This window comes from Paenibacillus sp. IHB B 3084, assembly GCF_001447315.1.
In the GTDB taxonomy this organism is placed as follows: Bacteria; Bacillota; Bacilli; order Paenibacillales; family Paenibacillaceae; genus Paenibacillus.
In genome coordinates this window covers 5,454,669-5,470,572 of sequence record NZ_CP013203.1, presented here as the reverse complement: position 1 = coordinate 5,470,572, position 15,904 = coordinate 5,454,669, and the positions used below count along the sequence as shown (strand labels likewise).

The following is a 15,904-nucleotide window of genomic DNA, read 5'->3' as shown; positions in this document are numbered from 1 at the left end:
TATGCGAAGTTTCTTTTTACTACTATCTATTTTGCGAGGAGAGAGACATATGACTCAGCACGATATTCAATTGTTTGCATTAAGCCAGCCACAGCAACGTATTTGGTATACGGAGCTTCTGTATCCCAATTGCAACACGTCCACGCTTATTACAACTGTTAAAATTAAGGGAACTGTTCGTATAGATGCATTGCAGCAGGCGATGAACCAGGTCATTGCGCAAAACGATTCTTTTCGTATCAAAATCACTGCTGAGGACGGTATTCCATATCAATATGTAGAGCCATTTGCCGCTCAAAGCATAGAAACGCTCCAGGTTACCCCGGGGGAAGCTGAACTATTAGTAAACCGTCTTAATTCACAGCCCTTTTTATTGCTGGATTCTCAGCTGTACCAATTTGTTATTTTGCAGCTGGGGCAGAAGAAACCTGGTACAATTTCACAATGCACCATATTATTTCAGATGGTGTATCCATGAATCAGGCCATTAATGAAATTACCACGCATTACATGGATATTGTCCATGGTACAGGTCAAGCTACACCGACCAAAGCGAATCCATATCTGGATTTCATTCAGGTGGAGCAAAGCTATGAGCAATCTGACCGTTACCAGAAGGACAAGACATATTGGACGGAAAAGTTTGCCGATTTGCCAGAGACGACAGGTTTAAAATCATACAATCCGCTAACGCTGAGCACAGCTGCACGCCGGGAGAGCTATACACTGGAGCATGAACTGTATCGTGGTGTCACGGTTTTTTGCGAGGAGCATAAAATCAGTATTTTTACGTTCTTCCTGGCCGCCCTGTATATTTATTTACATAAAGTGACGGGGGAACAGGATTTAACCGTAGGTACCCTGTACGCTAACCGTACGTCGAAGAAGGAGAAGGATACGATTGGCATGTTCGTCAGCACCGTGGCTACGCGCCTGCTGGTTGAGCCGGAATCCGAGCTGCTGACCTTCCTGCAAGGTGTGGGCAAGGAGCAGTCGTCCATTTTGCGGCATCAGCGTTACCCGTACAACAAAATTATTCAGGATTTGCGTGAACAGCAAAGCGGCACGGATATTCGCCGTCTGTTTGGCGTTACCATTCAGTACCGTACGCTGAGCTTCTCCCGTTTTGATGAAGCCGTTCAGCAGGTGCATACCGATTTCTGTGGAGATACGGTGAGTGACTTCGATATTGCCATGATAGACATGCTGGATGACGATAAACTTGTATTGCAACTGGATTATCGGACCGAGTTGTTCAGCGAGCAGGAGATCGCCCGAATTATCCGACAATTCTTGAGTGTGGCGGAGCATATGGTGAAAGGTCCACAGAAGCGGATACAGGAGTTGTCACTGATTAGTGACGAGGAACGGGCGCAAATTGTGGATGTATTCAATGCTACAGCAGTGCCATATCCACACGATGCAGGGATTCATGAACTGTTCGAGCAACAGGCAGAGCGTATGCCGGATCAGACTGCGGTTGTGTTTGGAAACCGTCGTCTAACCTATGGGCAACTGAATGAACAGGCCAACAGACTGGCTCACACGCTGCGCGGTTACGGTGTTACTGTTGAACGAACCGTAGGAATCGTCGCTGAGCGTTCCACAGATATGATCGTCGGCATGTTGGCAATCCTCAAGGCGGGCGGCGCATATGTGCCGATTGACCCGGATTATCCGGCAGAGCGTGTACGCTACCTGCTAGAGGATTCAGGTGCGAAGCTACTGCTGGTGCAGCATGCGGAGCAGCAGCCAGATGACTACAGCGGAATTGTGCTGGATCTGAGCGATGCTACTGTATACGGGGCAGAGGATGAGCAAGGCTTAAATACCGTACAATGGAAACAAAACGAGGCTAATTATGCGGAATATACCCATTATACAAATCTGAAAAATGAGATTTCACAAGCGGGTAAATTCGGGGATCGACTTGCCTATTTGATGTACACTTCGGGAACTACTGGCCAGCCAAAAGGTGTTATGGTGGAGCATCGCAATGTTGTGCGTCTGGTGAAGAATACAAACTATGCACAATTGGATGCTGACACGCGCATTTTGCAGACCGGGGCTGTTGTCTTTGACGCGTCCACCTTTGAAATTTGGGGTGCGCTGCTGAATGGCGGACAGCTAGTGCTGGTGAGTCAGGATGTCATTTTGGACGCGCCGAAGCTTAAAGAAGCCGTACGCAGCCACGGTATTACAACGATGTGGCTGACTGCACCGCTCTTTAACCAGCTTTCCCAGCAGGATCTGGAGCTGTTCGAGGGGGTACAAGAGTTGCTCGTCGGTGGTGATGTGCTGTCCGTACCGCACATTAACCGGGTACTGGAGGCTCATCCGTCCCTGCGGATTATCAACGGCTATGGCCCGACGGAAAATACAACTTTTTCTACAACTCATGCGATTGCCAGCGTGCAATTGGAAGCGGTGCCGATTGGGCGTCCGATCCATAACTCGACGGCGTATGTCGTGGACCGTTCCATGCAGCTTCAGCCAGTCGGGGCATGGGGTGAGCTGATCGTCGGCGGCGACGGGGTGGCACGTGGATACCGGAACCGTCCGGATCTAACGGCCGAGAAATTCGTAGACAGCCCGTTCCGTAGTGGAGAACGCTGCTACCGTACGGGCGACCTGGTACGCTGGCGTGAAGACGGAACGCTGGAGTACAAAGGACGAATTGACGCGCAGGTGAAAATCCGGGGCTACCGGATTGAGCTGGGCGAGGTGGAAGCGCAGCTGTTGAAGCTGGAAGCGGTGCGTGAAGCCGTCGTCACTGCACGTGAGGATGAGCAGGGTCAAAAGCAGCTCTGCGCTTATGTGGTGACCCATGCGGATATTGCGGCAAACGAGCTGCGAAGCGCCTTGAGCCAAGAATTGCCGGGCTACATGGTGCCGTCGTATTTCGTGCAGCTGGAGCAATTGCCGTTGACACCGAATGGCAAGGTGGATCGTCGAGCGTTGCCGCAACCGGAGGGAAGCGTGGATTCCGGTGAGGATTACGTAGCAGCGCGAACTGATGTGGAGCGGACGTTGGTATCGGTATGGCAATCTGTACTGGGTATCGAGCACATTGGCGTACTAGATAATTTTTTCCATCTGGGGGGCGACTCGATTAAGGCCATCCAGGTGTCTTCAAGACTGCTGCAAAATGGTTACAAACTGGAAATGAGGGAGCTGTTCCAGTATCCGACGATTGCTGAGCTGAATGGACGGGTGCAGCGGGTGAGCCGCGTTTCCGATCAAGGAGAAGTCAGTGGAACAGTGGCGTTGACACCGATTCAACACTGGTTCATTGAGCAGCAGCCGTCCAAGCCTGAACACTATAATCAGGCATTGATGCTGCACCGTGAGGATCGTTTGGACGAAACGGCGCTTCGTCAGGCACTGCAACGCATTGTCGAGCATCATGACGCTTTGCGTATCGTATTCTGTCAGAATGCAGACGGTGGATATGAAGCATGGAACCGTGGCGTACAAGAAGGAGAACTGTATAGTCTCGAAGTGGTGGATTTTACAAATGAGCCTGATTTTGCTCATTTGCTGGAGAACAAAGCCAGCGAAATTCAAAGCAGTATTCGTCTGAATGAAGGTCCTTTGGTAAAGCTCGGTCTGTTCCGTTGCCCGGATGGAGATCATTTGCTGGTGGCGATCCACCATTTGGTGGTCGACGGCGTGTCTTGGCGTATTTTGCTGGAGGATTTGGCAGCCGGCTATGAGCAGGCTTTACGGGGCGAGTCTGTCCGTTTGCCGAATAAGACGGATTCCTTCCGCCTGTGGGCTGATCAGCTGTCAGCTTATGCGAACAGCACAGCATTGCAGAAGGAACGTGCGTACTGGCAAGAGCTGGAGCAAGCTGGTGCTACTCAAGCAGCTTTGCCCAAGGATTACACTCGCAAATCCGAGGCCAAGCCTCGTCTCCGCGATGACCGCACACTCACGGTAGCGTGGACAGTTGAAGAAACAGAACAATTTTTGAAGCAGGCACACCGTGCCTATAATACGGAAGCGAACGATCTATTGCTGACGGCTCTGGGAACCGCGGTTCACGAGTGGGCAGGCATCAGTCAGGTGCTTGTGAATCTGGAGGGTCATGGACGGGAAGCTATTTTGCCAGACGTGGATATTACACGTACGGTCGGTTGGTTTACCAGCCAATTCCCAGTTTTGCTGGATATGGGCGAGGATCGGAATGTGGGACGACGTGTCAAGAACGTCAAGGAAGGGCTGCGCCGTTTGCCGCATAAAGGAATTGGATACGGGATTTTGAGATATCTTTCTGCTGCTGAAGAAGGGGAGGCAGCTTTTGTCGCCGAGCCGGAAATTAGCTTTAACTATCTCGGACAATTCGATCAGGATTTGAAAAATAATGCATTCCGTATGTCTCCTTATTCCCTCGGGGCTTCCATTAGTGACACGTTGACCAAGCGGTATGCCCTTGATATCAACGGCATGATCACGGACGGTGCGCTGGAGCTGACGATCAGCTACAGCGGCAAAACGTTCATGAAAAAATCAATCAAAAGACTAGCTGATTTGCTTCAGGAAAGCTTGCGCCAGGTATTAGCTCATTGCGTGGACAAAGATCTGCCAGAGTTGACACCAAGCGATCTGTCCTTCCAAGGACTAACGGCTGGAGAACTGGAGCACATTGTAGAGCAAACCGCTGCTGTGGGAGAACTGGAAAATATTTATTCGCTAACGCCGATGCAAAAGGGGATCTTGTTCCACGGCTTGATGGAGCCGCAATCCGGGGCGTATTTTGAGCAGGCAACATTTGATCTGCAGGGCAGCTTTCAAGTGGACACTTTTGCCGAGAGCCTGAATCTGCTGGTGAATCGCCATCAAATTTTCAGAACGAACTTTTATAGCGGGTGGAATGAGCAGCCTTTACAGGTGGTGTACCGTCATAAAGCTGCCGGATTCCGATTTGAAGACGTGCGTTCGATGGAGCAAGGAGAACTGGACGCGTACATTGCTGATTTTACTGAGCGAGATAAAGCGGAAGGGTTTCATTTCAGCTCAGGCGAGCTGATGAGAGTATCTATATTACGTACAGGCGAGGAATCGTACCGTTTTGTGTGGAGCTTCCACCATATTTTGATGGACGGCTGGTGCTTGTTCCTGGTTGTCGGGGAAGCCTTCAATACGTATTTTGCCCTGCTTGAAGGCCGGAAGCCGGAGCTTGCACCAGTAACGCCATACAGCGAATATATTGAATGGCTGGAACGGAGTGACAACACGGAATCAGAACGGTTCTGGAGTGACTATTTTGCTGGCTTCGAGCAGCAGACGGTATTGCCGCAGGCAAAACAAGTGGACGGTCACGCTAAGGGATATGAGGCTGACAAGCTTTCGTTTACACTGAGCCGTGAAGTGACGGAACGGATGAACCAACTGGTCAAGCGGCAGCAAGTGACGGTCAATACGCTGTTGCAAGCAGCATGGGGCGTTGTGCTGCAACGGTATAACAATAGTCGGGACGTTGTATTTGGTAGTGTTGTATCCGGTAGATCGGCGGATATTCCAGGCATCGATAAAATGATCGGTTTGTTCATTAATACGGTTCCTGTACGGATTCATAGCGAGGAAGATGCTACGTTCGCTGGGCTGATGAAGCAGACACAGGAGCAGGCGCTTGTTTCCCGTGCCTATGAAACCTATCCGTTGTATGAAATTCAGGCCCTGACAGAGCAGAAGCATGATTTGGTAAACCATATTATGGTGTTTGAAAACTATCCGGTGGAACAGAGCATGGAGCAAATGGGCAACCGTGACACGAACGGCTTTACGATTGCGAATGCTTCCGTGTCGGAGCAAACGAACTATGATTTTAACATTACAATTGTGCCGGGTGATGAAATCGGTGTTCATTTGGAATACAACGCGCTGGTGTTTGAACGCGCAGCTATTGAGCAAATCCGCGAGCATTTGCTGCATATCGTAGAGGAAGCGATTAACAGACCGAATGCGCTGGTAGATGAACTTGAGCTGGTGACTGCTGAGGAAAAAGCGAAGATCATTGACGGTTTTGGTTCAGTTGGCGTGTCTGCGTGGAGTGATGCGAAGGAAGTAGAATTGTTGTTCCACGCCTATGTGGAAGAACAGGCGCAGCTTGTACCGGATCACATGGCGGTTGTGTACGAGGAGAATCAGCTTACGTACCGTGAACTGAACGAGCGTGCGAACCAGCTGGCCCGTAGATTGCGGAATGAAGGCATCGGGCGCGAATCGATTGTCGGCATCTTGAGCGAACGTTCGGTGGACATGCTGGTCGGTGTGCTGGCGGTATGGAAGGCTGGAGGCGCGTATGTGCCGTTGGATGCCGATTATCCGTCAGAGCGTATCCGCTTTATGCTGGAGGACAGCGGTGCGACGGTGCTGCTGACTCAAACAGGCTTGCAGGAGCGTGCGCAGGTATGGCTGGAGGAAAGCCCATGGGCCTTGACCGGAGGGAAGTCTGAGGGCCAACTGGAAACGGCGGTTAGCGCTGAGACGGTGGAATCAGATACCCTCCATGGAGGCCTGAGTTTAACATTAAATTCGCCATCTGACAGTGAAGCAACATCCGAACCAGCAACAGGACTGCGTTTGCAAACTGTACTGGCGTTGGACGATGAGTCGCTGTACACCGGGGATATTGCCGATGTCGAACATATCAATGAGCCGCAGGATCTGGCGTATGTGATCTACACCTCCGGAACAACGGGACGTCCGAAGGGAGTCATGATCGAGCATCGCAGCTTGGTGAATACGGCTGCGGCATATCGCCGGGATTACCGTCTGAACCAGTTCCCGGTACGGTTGTTGCAGCTGGCGAGCTTCTCCTTCGACGTATTCGTCGGCGATATCGCCCGAGCGCTCTATAACGGCGGAACGATGGTCATCTGCCCGAAAGACGACCGGATTGATCCAGGCCGTCTGTATGGCTGGATTCGCGATTATCAGGTTACGGTGTTCGAATCGACACCAGCCCTGATCGTACCGTTCATGCAGCATGTGCATGAACAGGGGCTGGACATGAGCAGTCTGGAACTGCTGATCACCAGCTCAGATAGCTGCAGCGTGACGGATTACCGGGTGCTGCAAGAACGATTTGGCGCAGATACTCGGATTATTAACAGCTACGGCGTAACGGAAGCGGCGATTGACTCCAGCTTCTATGACGAAGAGCTATCGAAGCTGCCAAGCAGCGGTAGTGTGCCGATTGGTCAGGCGTGGCTGAACGCCCGCTTTTATATCGTGGACAGCCAGCTGAATCCGGTACCTATCGGCGTACTGGGCGAGCTATGCATTGGCGGAGCCGGGGTAGCACGCGGGTACCTGAACCGTGCCGACCTGACGGCCGAGAAATTCGTGGCGAACCCGTACGTGCCGGGTGAACGATTGTATCGCACAGGCGATTTGGCACGGTGGATGCCGGACGGGAATGTGGACTTCATCGGCCGGATGGACTATCAAGTCAAAATCCGGGGCTACCGGATCGAGCTGGGCGAGATCGAAACCGTGATCCAGCGGGTGCCGGGTGTACGTCAAGCCGTCGTGATCGACCGGACAGATGAGCGTGGGCACAAGTATTTGTGCGGCTATATCACGGGAGCAGCCGAGCTGCGGATCGAGGAGGTACAGGCCCAGCTGGAAGCAGGGCTGCCAGCGCACATGGTGCCAGCACGCTTGATGCGACTGGAGACGGTGCCGCTGACGAGCAACGGCAAAATCGACCGCAAGGCCTTGCCGGAGCCAGAAGGCAGTATTCATACAGGTGCAGCCTATGTGGCACCGCGTACAACGGTAGAGCAGGTATTGGCTTCGGTATGGGCCGGGGTGCTGGGCGTGGAAACGGTAGGTACGCAGGATAACTTCTTCGAGCTGGGCGGCGATTCGATCAAGGCCTTGCAGGTATCGTCCCGATTGCTGCAAGCAGGCTATCGACTGAACATGAAAGACCTGTTCAGTAATCCGACGGTAGCGTCCCTTAGTCCTTTGCTTCGCACAGATGGCAAAATCGCCAGTCAGGAAGAGGTAGCCGGTGAGGTAGAGCTGACACCAATTCAACGGTGGTTCTTTGAGCAGCAGCCGGTTGACCTGCATCACAGCAACCAGGCGATGATGCTGTATCGAGCCGGGCGCTTTGACGTAGATGCGCTGCGCCATACAATGGAACGCATGGTCCAACATCATGACGCATTGCGTACTGTATTCCGCGAGACGAAGCATGGCTACGTAGCTTGGAACCGCAGTGTGGAAGAAGGCGAGCTATACACGCTGGAAATCGTAGATTTTAGCGGAATTGAAGACGAATCTACCGCTGTAGAAGCCAAGGCGAGTGAAATTCAAGCCAGCATTGACTTGAACGAGGGTCCGCTTGTGAAGCTCGGTCTGTTCCAATGCGCCCAAGGCGACCATTTGTTAATTGTCATTCACCATTTGGTCGTGGACGGTGTATCGTGGCGCATTCTGCTGGAGGATTTGGCAGCCGCTTATGAGCAGGCTGTTGCAGGTAAAACGGGCAAAGCTATTCGATTGCCGCTGAAAACAGATTCGTTCCAGACATGGGCTGAGCATCTGTCAGCCTATGCGAACAGTGCGACGGTGGAGCGGGAGCTTGCTTACTGGCAGCATGTCGAACAAGCAGAAGCAAGCCTGGCGAAGCCATTGCCGAAGGATTTTGCGAATGACAATGCCCTGCTTGGAGACAGTGAAGTTGTCACTGTCCGCTGGACGAAGCAGGAAACCGATTTGTTGCTCAAGCAAGCTCACCGCGCGTATAGCACGGAAATGAATGACCTGTTGCTGGCTGCACTCGGCAAAGCCGTATATGACTGGTCCGGTTCTGAACGAGTGCTGGTCAACCTGGAGGGTCATGGACGGGAATCCATTTTATCTGATGTGGATATTACGCGCACGGTTGGTTGGTTTACGAGTCAATTCCCGGTTGTACTGGATGGAAGCCTGGGACAAGGCGGGAATATCGCCCGTTTGATCAAACGGGTGAAGGAAGGGCTGCACCATATTCCGCAAAAAGGCATTGGCTATGGTATTTTGCGATACCTGTCAAATGCTGAGGCTTTCGCGCAAGCAGGCGTACAGCTCCAGTTGACCCCAGAAATCAACTTTAACTATCTGGGCCAGTTTGATCAGGATTATAAAGGCAACGATCTGGAGCCTTCCTCCTATTCTATGGGTGTGCCTGTCAGCACAAACGCGGCTATGGATTTTGCGCTGGATATCAATGGAGTGATCGAGGAAGGCGAGCTGATCTTCACTATTCGCTACGGCACAACGCAATTCCGTCATGAAACGATTGCACGGCTTGGAGAGCTGCTGGCATCCGGCTTGCGTGAGGTGATTAGCCATTGTGTCGCTCAAGAAAGAACGGTATTGACACCAAGTGATGTCCTGTTAAACAACGTAACACTGGATGAGCTGGAGCAATTGGTGGAAGATACGCGAGATATGGGTGAGCTGGAAAATGTGTATGCCTTAACGCCGATGCAAAAGGGTATGCTCTTCTACAGTCTGATGGATGAGGATTCGGCGGCTTATTTTGAGCAGGCAACCTTTGAGTTGAACGGACGTTTTGATGTGGTCGCTTTCGGCAAAAGCTTTGATCTGCTCGTACAACGTCATGAGGCGCTACGGACGAACTTTATCAGTTCGTGGAAAGATGAGCCTGTGCAGGTCGTCTTCCGCAACCGCAGCGGAGAATTGTACTACGAGGATCTACGCGTACTTGAAAAACAAGAACGTGAAGCTCGTGTTGAAGCTTTTACCCTTGCGGATAAAGCCAAAGGATTCCATCTCGCTAAGGATGCGCTAATCCGTGTGTCTATCCTGCAAACCGGAGATGAAGCGTACCGCTTTATTTGGAGCTTCCATCACATTTTGATGGATGGCTGGTGCTTGTCCTTTATGACACAGGAGGTATTCGGCGGCTATCTGGCGCTTCGTGCAGGTCAAGAGCCTAAGCTTGAGCCTGTCACGCCGTTCAGTCGCTTTATTGAATGGCTGGAGCGTCAGGACCGTGAGGCGGCTTTGCAATACTGGAGCGGATATCTGGCGGATTATGAGCAGCAAATTACGCTTCCGCAACAAAAAACACAGCCGAAATCGCAGCAAGCCGGGGAATATGTGGCCGGAGAGCTGGATTGTGACTTCCAGCCGGGGCTGGTCGCTCAGATCGAACGGGTGGCGAAGCAAAATCAGGTGACCATTAACACGCTGATTCAGACGGTATGGGGTGTTCTGTTACAAAAATATAACAACAGTCCGGATGTCGTGTTCGGCAGCGTCGTATCGGGTCGTCCGGGCGATATTCCGGGTGTGGAGCGCATGATTGGGCTGTTCATCAATACGATTCCGGTGCGCGTTCATTCTGTGGACGGCGAAGCCTTTGCCGAACTGATGAAACGAACACAGCGCCAGGCGCTGGCTTCCAATGCCTATGACGCGTTCCCGCTGTATGAAATTCAGGCGCTGACGGAGCAAAAGCAGGATTTAATCAATCATATTATGGTGTTCGAAAATTATCCGGTGGAACAACAAGTGGAACAGTTAGGAGGCGGCGGTCAGGATACGTTCACGATCTCCAATGTGGTGGCGACAGAGCAGACGAACTATGATCTCAACGTCATCGTCATGCCGGGAGAGGGTATCAAAATACGTTTCGCCTATAACACGCTGAGCTTTGATCAGGCAGGTATTGAGCGGCTGCATGGACATTTTGCCCGCCTGTTGGAACAAATTGCTGCTAATCCATCCATTCGTATTCAAGAGCTGGAACTGGTCACAGCAGCGGAAAAAGCACAGATTATCCGTGAATACAACGATACGATTTCTGTGTATCCGCGTCATCGGACGATCCATGAGCTGTTTGAGGAGCAGGCGGCACGTATACCTGATCATATTGCCGTTGTGAACGGAAAAGAATCACTGACCTATCGTGAGCTGAACGAAGCGGCAAACCGACTGGCCTGGGCATTACGTGCTGAAGGTGTGCAGGCCGATGAGACGGTCGGTATTTTGGCAGAACGCTCGCTGGATATGATTACCGGAGTGCTCGCTATTTTAAAAGCCGGGGGCGCATATGTGCCTGTAGATCCGGAGTATCCAGAGGATCGCATCCGTTACATGCTGGAGGATTCGGGGGCAAAACTGGTGCTGGCACAGCAGCATTTGCTGGATCGTTGCTATTTTGACGGGAAGATTGTTGAACTGAAAGGCTCTAATTCAAATGAGACGGATACACAGGGTATCGGGGCCTCCCACGAAATAAATTCTAATCTGGAGCTTGCAGGTGAGGGTGAGCAGGCTGCGTATGTCATTTACACCTCGGGCTCCACAGGTAAGCCAAAGGGCGTTATTGTCGAGCATCGCAATGTGGTGCGGCTTGTACGCAATACGGATTATGTGCAGCTGGACGAAACGACCCGGATTTTGCAAACAGGGGCGATTGTGTTCGATGCGTCTACGTTTGAAATTTGGGGTGCGTTGTTGAACGGTGGACAACTGGTGCTGGTTCATCAGGATGTGCTGCTGGATGCACCGAAGCTTAAGGAGGCTGTTCGTGCCCACCGCATTACGACGATGTGGCTGACTGCGCCACTGTTCAATCAGCTTTCTCAGCAAGACAGTGCATTGTTCGAGGGTGTAAAAGAATTGCTGGTTGGTGGTGATGTGCTGTCGGTGCCGCATATTAACCGGGTGCTGCGGACGAATCCGGGTCTCCACATCATTAACGGTTATGGCCCGACGGAAAATACAACCTTTTCTACGACTCACCTCATTACTGGGGAGCAGTTCGAAGCGGTGCCGATTGGTCGTCCAATTCGTAATTCTACGGCCTATGTTGTGGATCATGGCTTAAACCTCCAGCCGATAGGCGCTTGGGGCGAGCTGGTTGTCGGCGGGGATGGGGTAGCGCGTGGCTACTTAAACCGCCCTGAGCTGACGGATGAGAAATTTATCACTGATCCGTTTGCATCCGGGGAGCGCATATATCGTACAGGCGATCTTGTGCGTTGGCGCGAAGACGGCATGCTGGAGTATCAGGGCCGGATGGATGAGCAGGTCAAAATCCGCGGATACCGCATTGAGTTGGGTGAAGTTGAGGCACAGCTGTTGAAAATAGATTCGATTCGGGAAGCTGTCATAGTAGCGCGTGAGGACGAATTCGATCAAAAGGTGCTATGTGCCTATTTTACAGCTGATCGGGAATGGAACGTTGGAGAACTGAGAAGCTTGCTAACGCAGGAAATACCAGGATATATGGTTCCTTCCTATTTCGTGGAATTGGAGCAAATTCCACTGACCGTCAACGGGAAGGTGGATCGCAAAGCGCTGCCTGCGCCGGAAGGAAATCTTCTGAGCGGAAGTGAATATGTCGCTCCACAAACGCCTGCGGAACAGGCATTGGCATGGGTATGGCAAACCGTGCTGGGCGCGGAACGAATCGGTTTGCTCGACAATTTCTTTGATCTGGGCGGTGATTCGATCAAGGCGATTCAAGTATCTTCCCGCCTGCTTCAAGCCGGATACAAGCTGGAGATGAAGGATTTATTCAAATATCCAAATGTGGCAGAGCTGGCTCCACATCTGCGTTCGGCTGGGATCAGAGCTGCCGAGCAGGGAGAAGTGACGGGCAAGGTGACACTTACGCCGATCCAACACTGGTTTGCTGAGCAGGATCAATTGGATGCGCATCATTACAATCAGGCTGTTATGCTCCAGCGGGAGCAAGGCTTTGACGAATCTGCACTGCGTCAGGCGCTGACGAAGCTGGTAGAGCATCATGATGCTTTGCGGACGGTATTCCGTAAAACCGATCACAGCTATGAAGCGTGGAACCGTGGGATGCAGGAGGGTGAGCTGTATCATCTGGAAGTGCTGGATTGGAAGGATGTAGGCGAAGGAACGGATTTAAGTGAAGCCCTTGAGGCCAAAGCCAGCGAGATACAGAGCAGCATTCATTTGAGTGAAGGCCCACTTCTGAAGCTTGGTTTGTTCCACTGTGCCGACGGGGACCATCTGCTGATCGCGATTCACCATTTGGTGGTGGACGGGGTATCGTGGCGCATTTTGTTTGAGGATCTGGCGACAGCTTATGAGCAAGCCGTGAACGGAGAAGCGATTCGTTTACCGGATAAAACCGATTCTTTCCGTGCCTGGTCTGAACGACTGTTTGCTTATGCGAGTAGTCCAGCTATGGAGAGCGAACGCGCGCACTGGGAGGCATTAAACGAAACCGCCGGGTCTGATCAGATCACGTTGCCGGAGGATCAGGAGCATGATGGCGAATTTACGATTTTGGATACAGGTACGGTTGCCGTAAAGCTTACGGAGGAAGAGACGGAACGACTCTTGAAGCAGGCGCACCGCGCGTATAACACGGAAGTGAATGATCTGCTACTGACCGCTCTGGGGATGACGCTGTATGCCTGGACGGGCAAAGAACGTACCTTGATCAATCTGGAAGGGCATGGGCGTGAGGACATTGTAGCGGATACGGATATTTCGCGGACAATAGGTTGGTTTACAAGCCAATATCCGGTGCTGCTCGATATCAGCAAAGAGGCTGATCTGTCCGGGCGTATCAAACAGGTCAAAGAAGACCTGCGCCACATTCCGAATAAAGGTATCGGCTATGGCATTTGGAGGTATCTGAGTGAAGCGGGTGTAGGACAAGCTAGAGGGATGTATCCCGAGCCGCAGGTGAGTTTTAACTATTTGGGACAGTTTGATCAGGATTTACAAAACAGCGATATCCGCATGTCGTCGTATCCAATTGGAGCGGCTGTTAGCGACCGGACGGAAATGAAGTATGCCCTGGATGTGGGGGAATCGTCACGGACGGCGCGCTGGAGCTGGACATTCGGTATAACGGCAAGGCGTTCCGTGAAGATACGATTCAGTTGCTGGCTAATCTGCTGAAGGCGAATTTGCTGGAAATTATCGAGCATTGCGTTTCTAGAGAGCAGACAGAACTGACGCCAAGTGATGTGTTGCTGAAAAACTTGACGGTGGAGCAGCTGGATACGATTGTGGAGCAGACACGGACCATCGGGGAGCTGGAAAATGTATATCCGCTGACGCCGATGCAAAAGGGCATGCTGTTTCACAGCCTGATGAATAGCAAATCCGGGGTGTATTTTGAGCAGGCAACGTTTGATCTGGAAGGCAGCTTTGAGCCAGCTGTGTTTGAAGAAAGTTTGAATCTGCTGGCAGGACGACACGCCATTTTCCGGACAAATTTCTATAGTGGATGGCATGATCAACCCGTGCAGGTCGTCTATCGCCACAAAAATCTGGGTTTCCGTTATGAGGATGCCAGAGAACGTGATGAGGCCGTTGCTGCTTTTGTAGCTCAAGACAAGGCACGAGGCTTTGATCTGAGCAAGGATGCATTGATGCGTGTGACTATTTTCCGTACAGGAGAGAGTACGTACCGTTTTGTGTGGAGCTTCCATCATATCGTGATGGACGGCTGGTGCCTGTCGTTGGTGACGGGTGAGGTGTTTGGCACGTACTTTGCTTTGCTGGAGCAGAAGCAGCCTGTGCTTAAACCTGTCAAGCCGTACAGTGATTATATTGAATGGCTGGAACGGCAGGACGGACAGGAAGCGAGCCGCTACTGGAGCAACTATTTGGCGGGCTTTGAGCAGCAGACGCTGGTGCCTGGAGCGAACGCACAGTCCATTGGGACGGTGACGGCTGAGACTACTGAGGATCAAAGTTCAGATTACGTTTCGGAAAAGATTTCCTTTGTGCTGGGCAAGGAACGAAGCAAAGCGTTGAACCGGATTGCGAAGCAGCAGCAGGTGACGATTAATACGCTGATGCAAAGCGTCTGGGGCGTTATTTTACAAAAATATAACAATAATCAGGATGTCGTGTTCGGCAGTGTTGTATCCGGTCGTCCAGCGGAAATTCCGGGTGTGGAAAGCATGATCGGACTGTTCATTAATACGATTCCGGTGCGTATTTACAGTGAGCGAAATACCACGTTTGCGGAAATATTGCAACGTACACAGAAGCAGGCCTTGGCTTCCGGCGCGTATGACACGTACCCGCTGTACGATATTCAGGCGCTGACCGAGCAAAAGCAAGACCTGATCAATCATATTATGGTCTTTGAAAACTATCCGATCGGGCAGCAGATGGAGCAGGTGGGCAGTTCCGATGAGACAGGTACACAAGCTGGCTTCTCCATTGCTAATGTGGCAATTGCCGAGCAAACAAACTATGACTTTAACCTGATCGTGGTGCCTGACGAGGAGATTTCCATTTTGCTGGATTACAATGCTCGCGTGTATAACCGGGTTGCGGTAGAGCGCATTCAGGGGCATTTGATTCATGTCATCGGGCAAATTGCGGAGAATCCGCACATTCGAGTGGATGAGCTGGAACTCGTGACAGCGGAAGAACAAGTCCAAATTCTGAAGGTTTGGGGAGATACGGCGGTAGATTATCCGCACGATCAGACGCTGAGCGCACTGTTCGAGAAACAGGTGAAGCGGACCCCGGATCAGGTAGCACTGCTGTTTGGAACGGAGACGTTGACGTACCGCGAGCTGAACGAGCGGGCGAACCGTCTAGCGCGGACGTTGCGTGCAGAAGGAGTCGGACCGGAACAACCCGTGGGTATTCTCGTAAGGCGTTCATTGGAGATGATGGTAGGCATTTATGCGATTCTCAAAGCAGGTGGGGCTTATGTACCGATTGACCCGGATTATCCTGCGGAGCGCATCCGTTATATGCTGGAGGACTCGGGAGCACAGCTGGTACTGACACAATCGCATCTGGCAGAGCAAACGAGCCTGAGCTTTGACGGTAAGGTGCTGGTGCTGGATAGCGAAGGCATTTACCATAAAATGGATCGAATCTGGAACCGTTAGCAGGGCCGCACCAT

General features: G+C 51.8%; 2 protein-coding genes and 1 pseudogene. All 3 read left to right on the top strand.

The annotated features are described in order from the left end of the window. Nucleotide 1 precedes the first annotated feature (1 nt). A pseudogene (locus tag ASL14_RS29755) lies at nucleotides 2–1,323 on the top strand (condensation domain-containing protein); the annotation flags it as partial. Beyond that, nucleotides 1,312–13,926 (top strand): amino acid adenylation domain-containing protein, encoded by a 12,615-nt coding sequence (locus ASL14_RS28895; RefSeq protein WP_442953274.1) that lies wholly within the window; start codon nucleotides 1,312–1,314, stop codon nucleotides 13,924–13,926. The pseudogene ASL14_RS29755 and the gene ASL14_RS28895, both read left to right, overlap by 12 nt. Continuing rightward, a complete protein-coding gene (locus tag ASL14_RS29025; protein WP_250636802.1) occupies nucleotides 13,908–15,890 on the top strand; it encodes a condensation domain-containing protein in 1,983 nt (660 codons plus the stop codon). The genes ASL14_RS28895 and ASL14_RS29025 overlap by 19 nt, the downstream gene beginning before the upstream one ends. Nucleotides 15,891–15,904 lie beyond the last annotated feature (14 nt).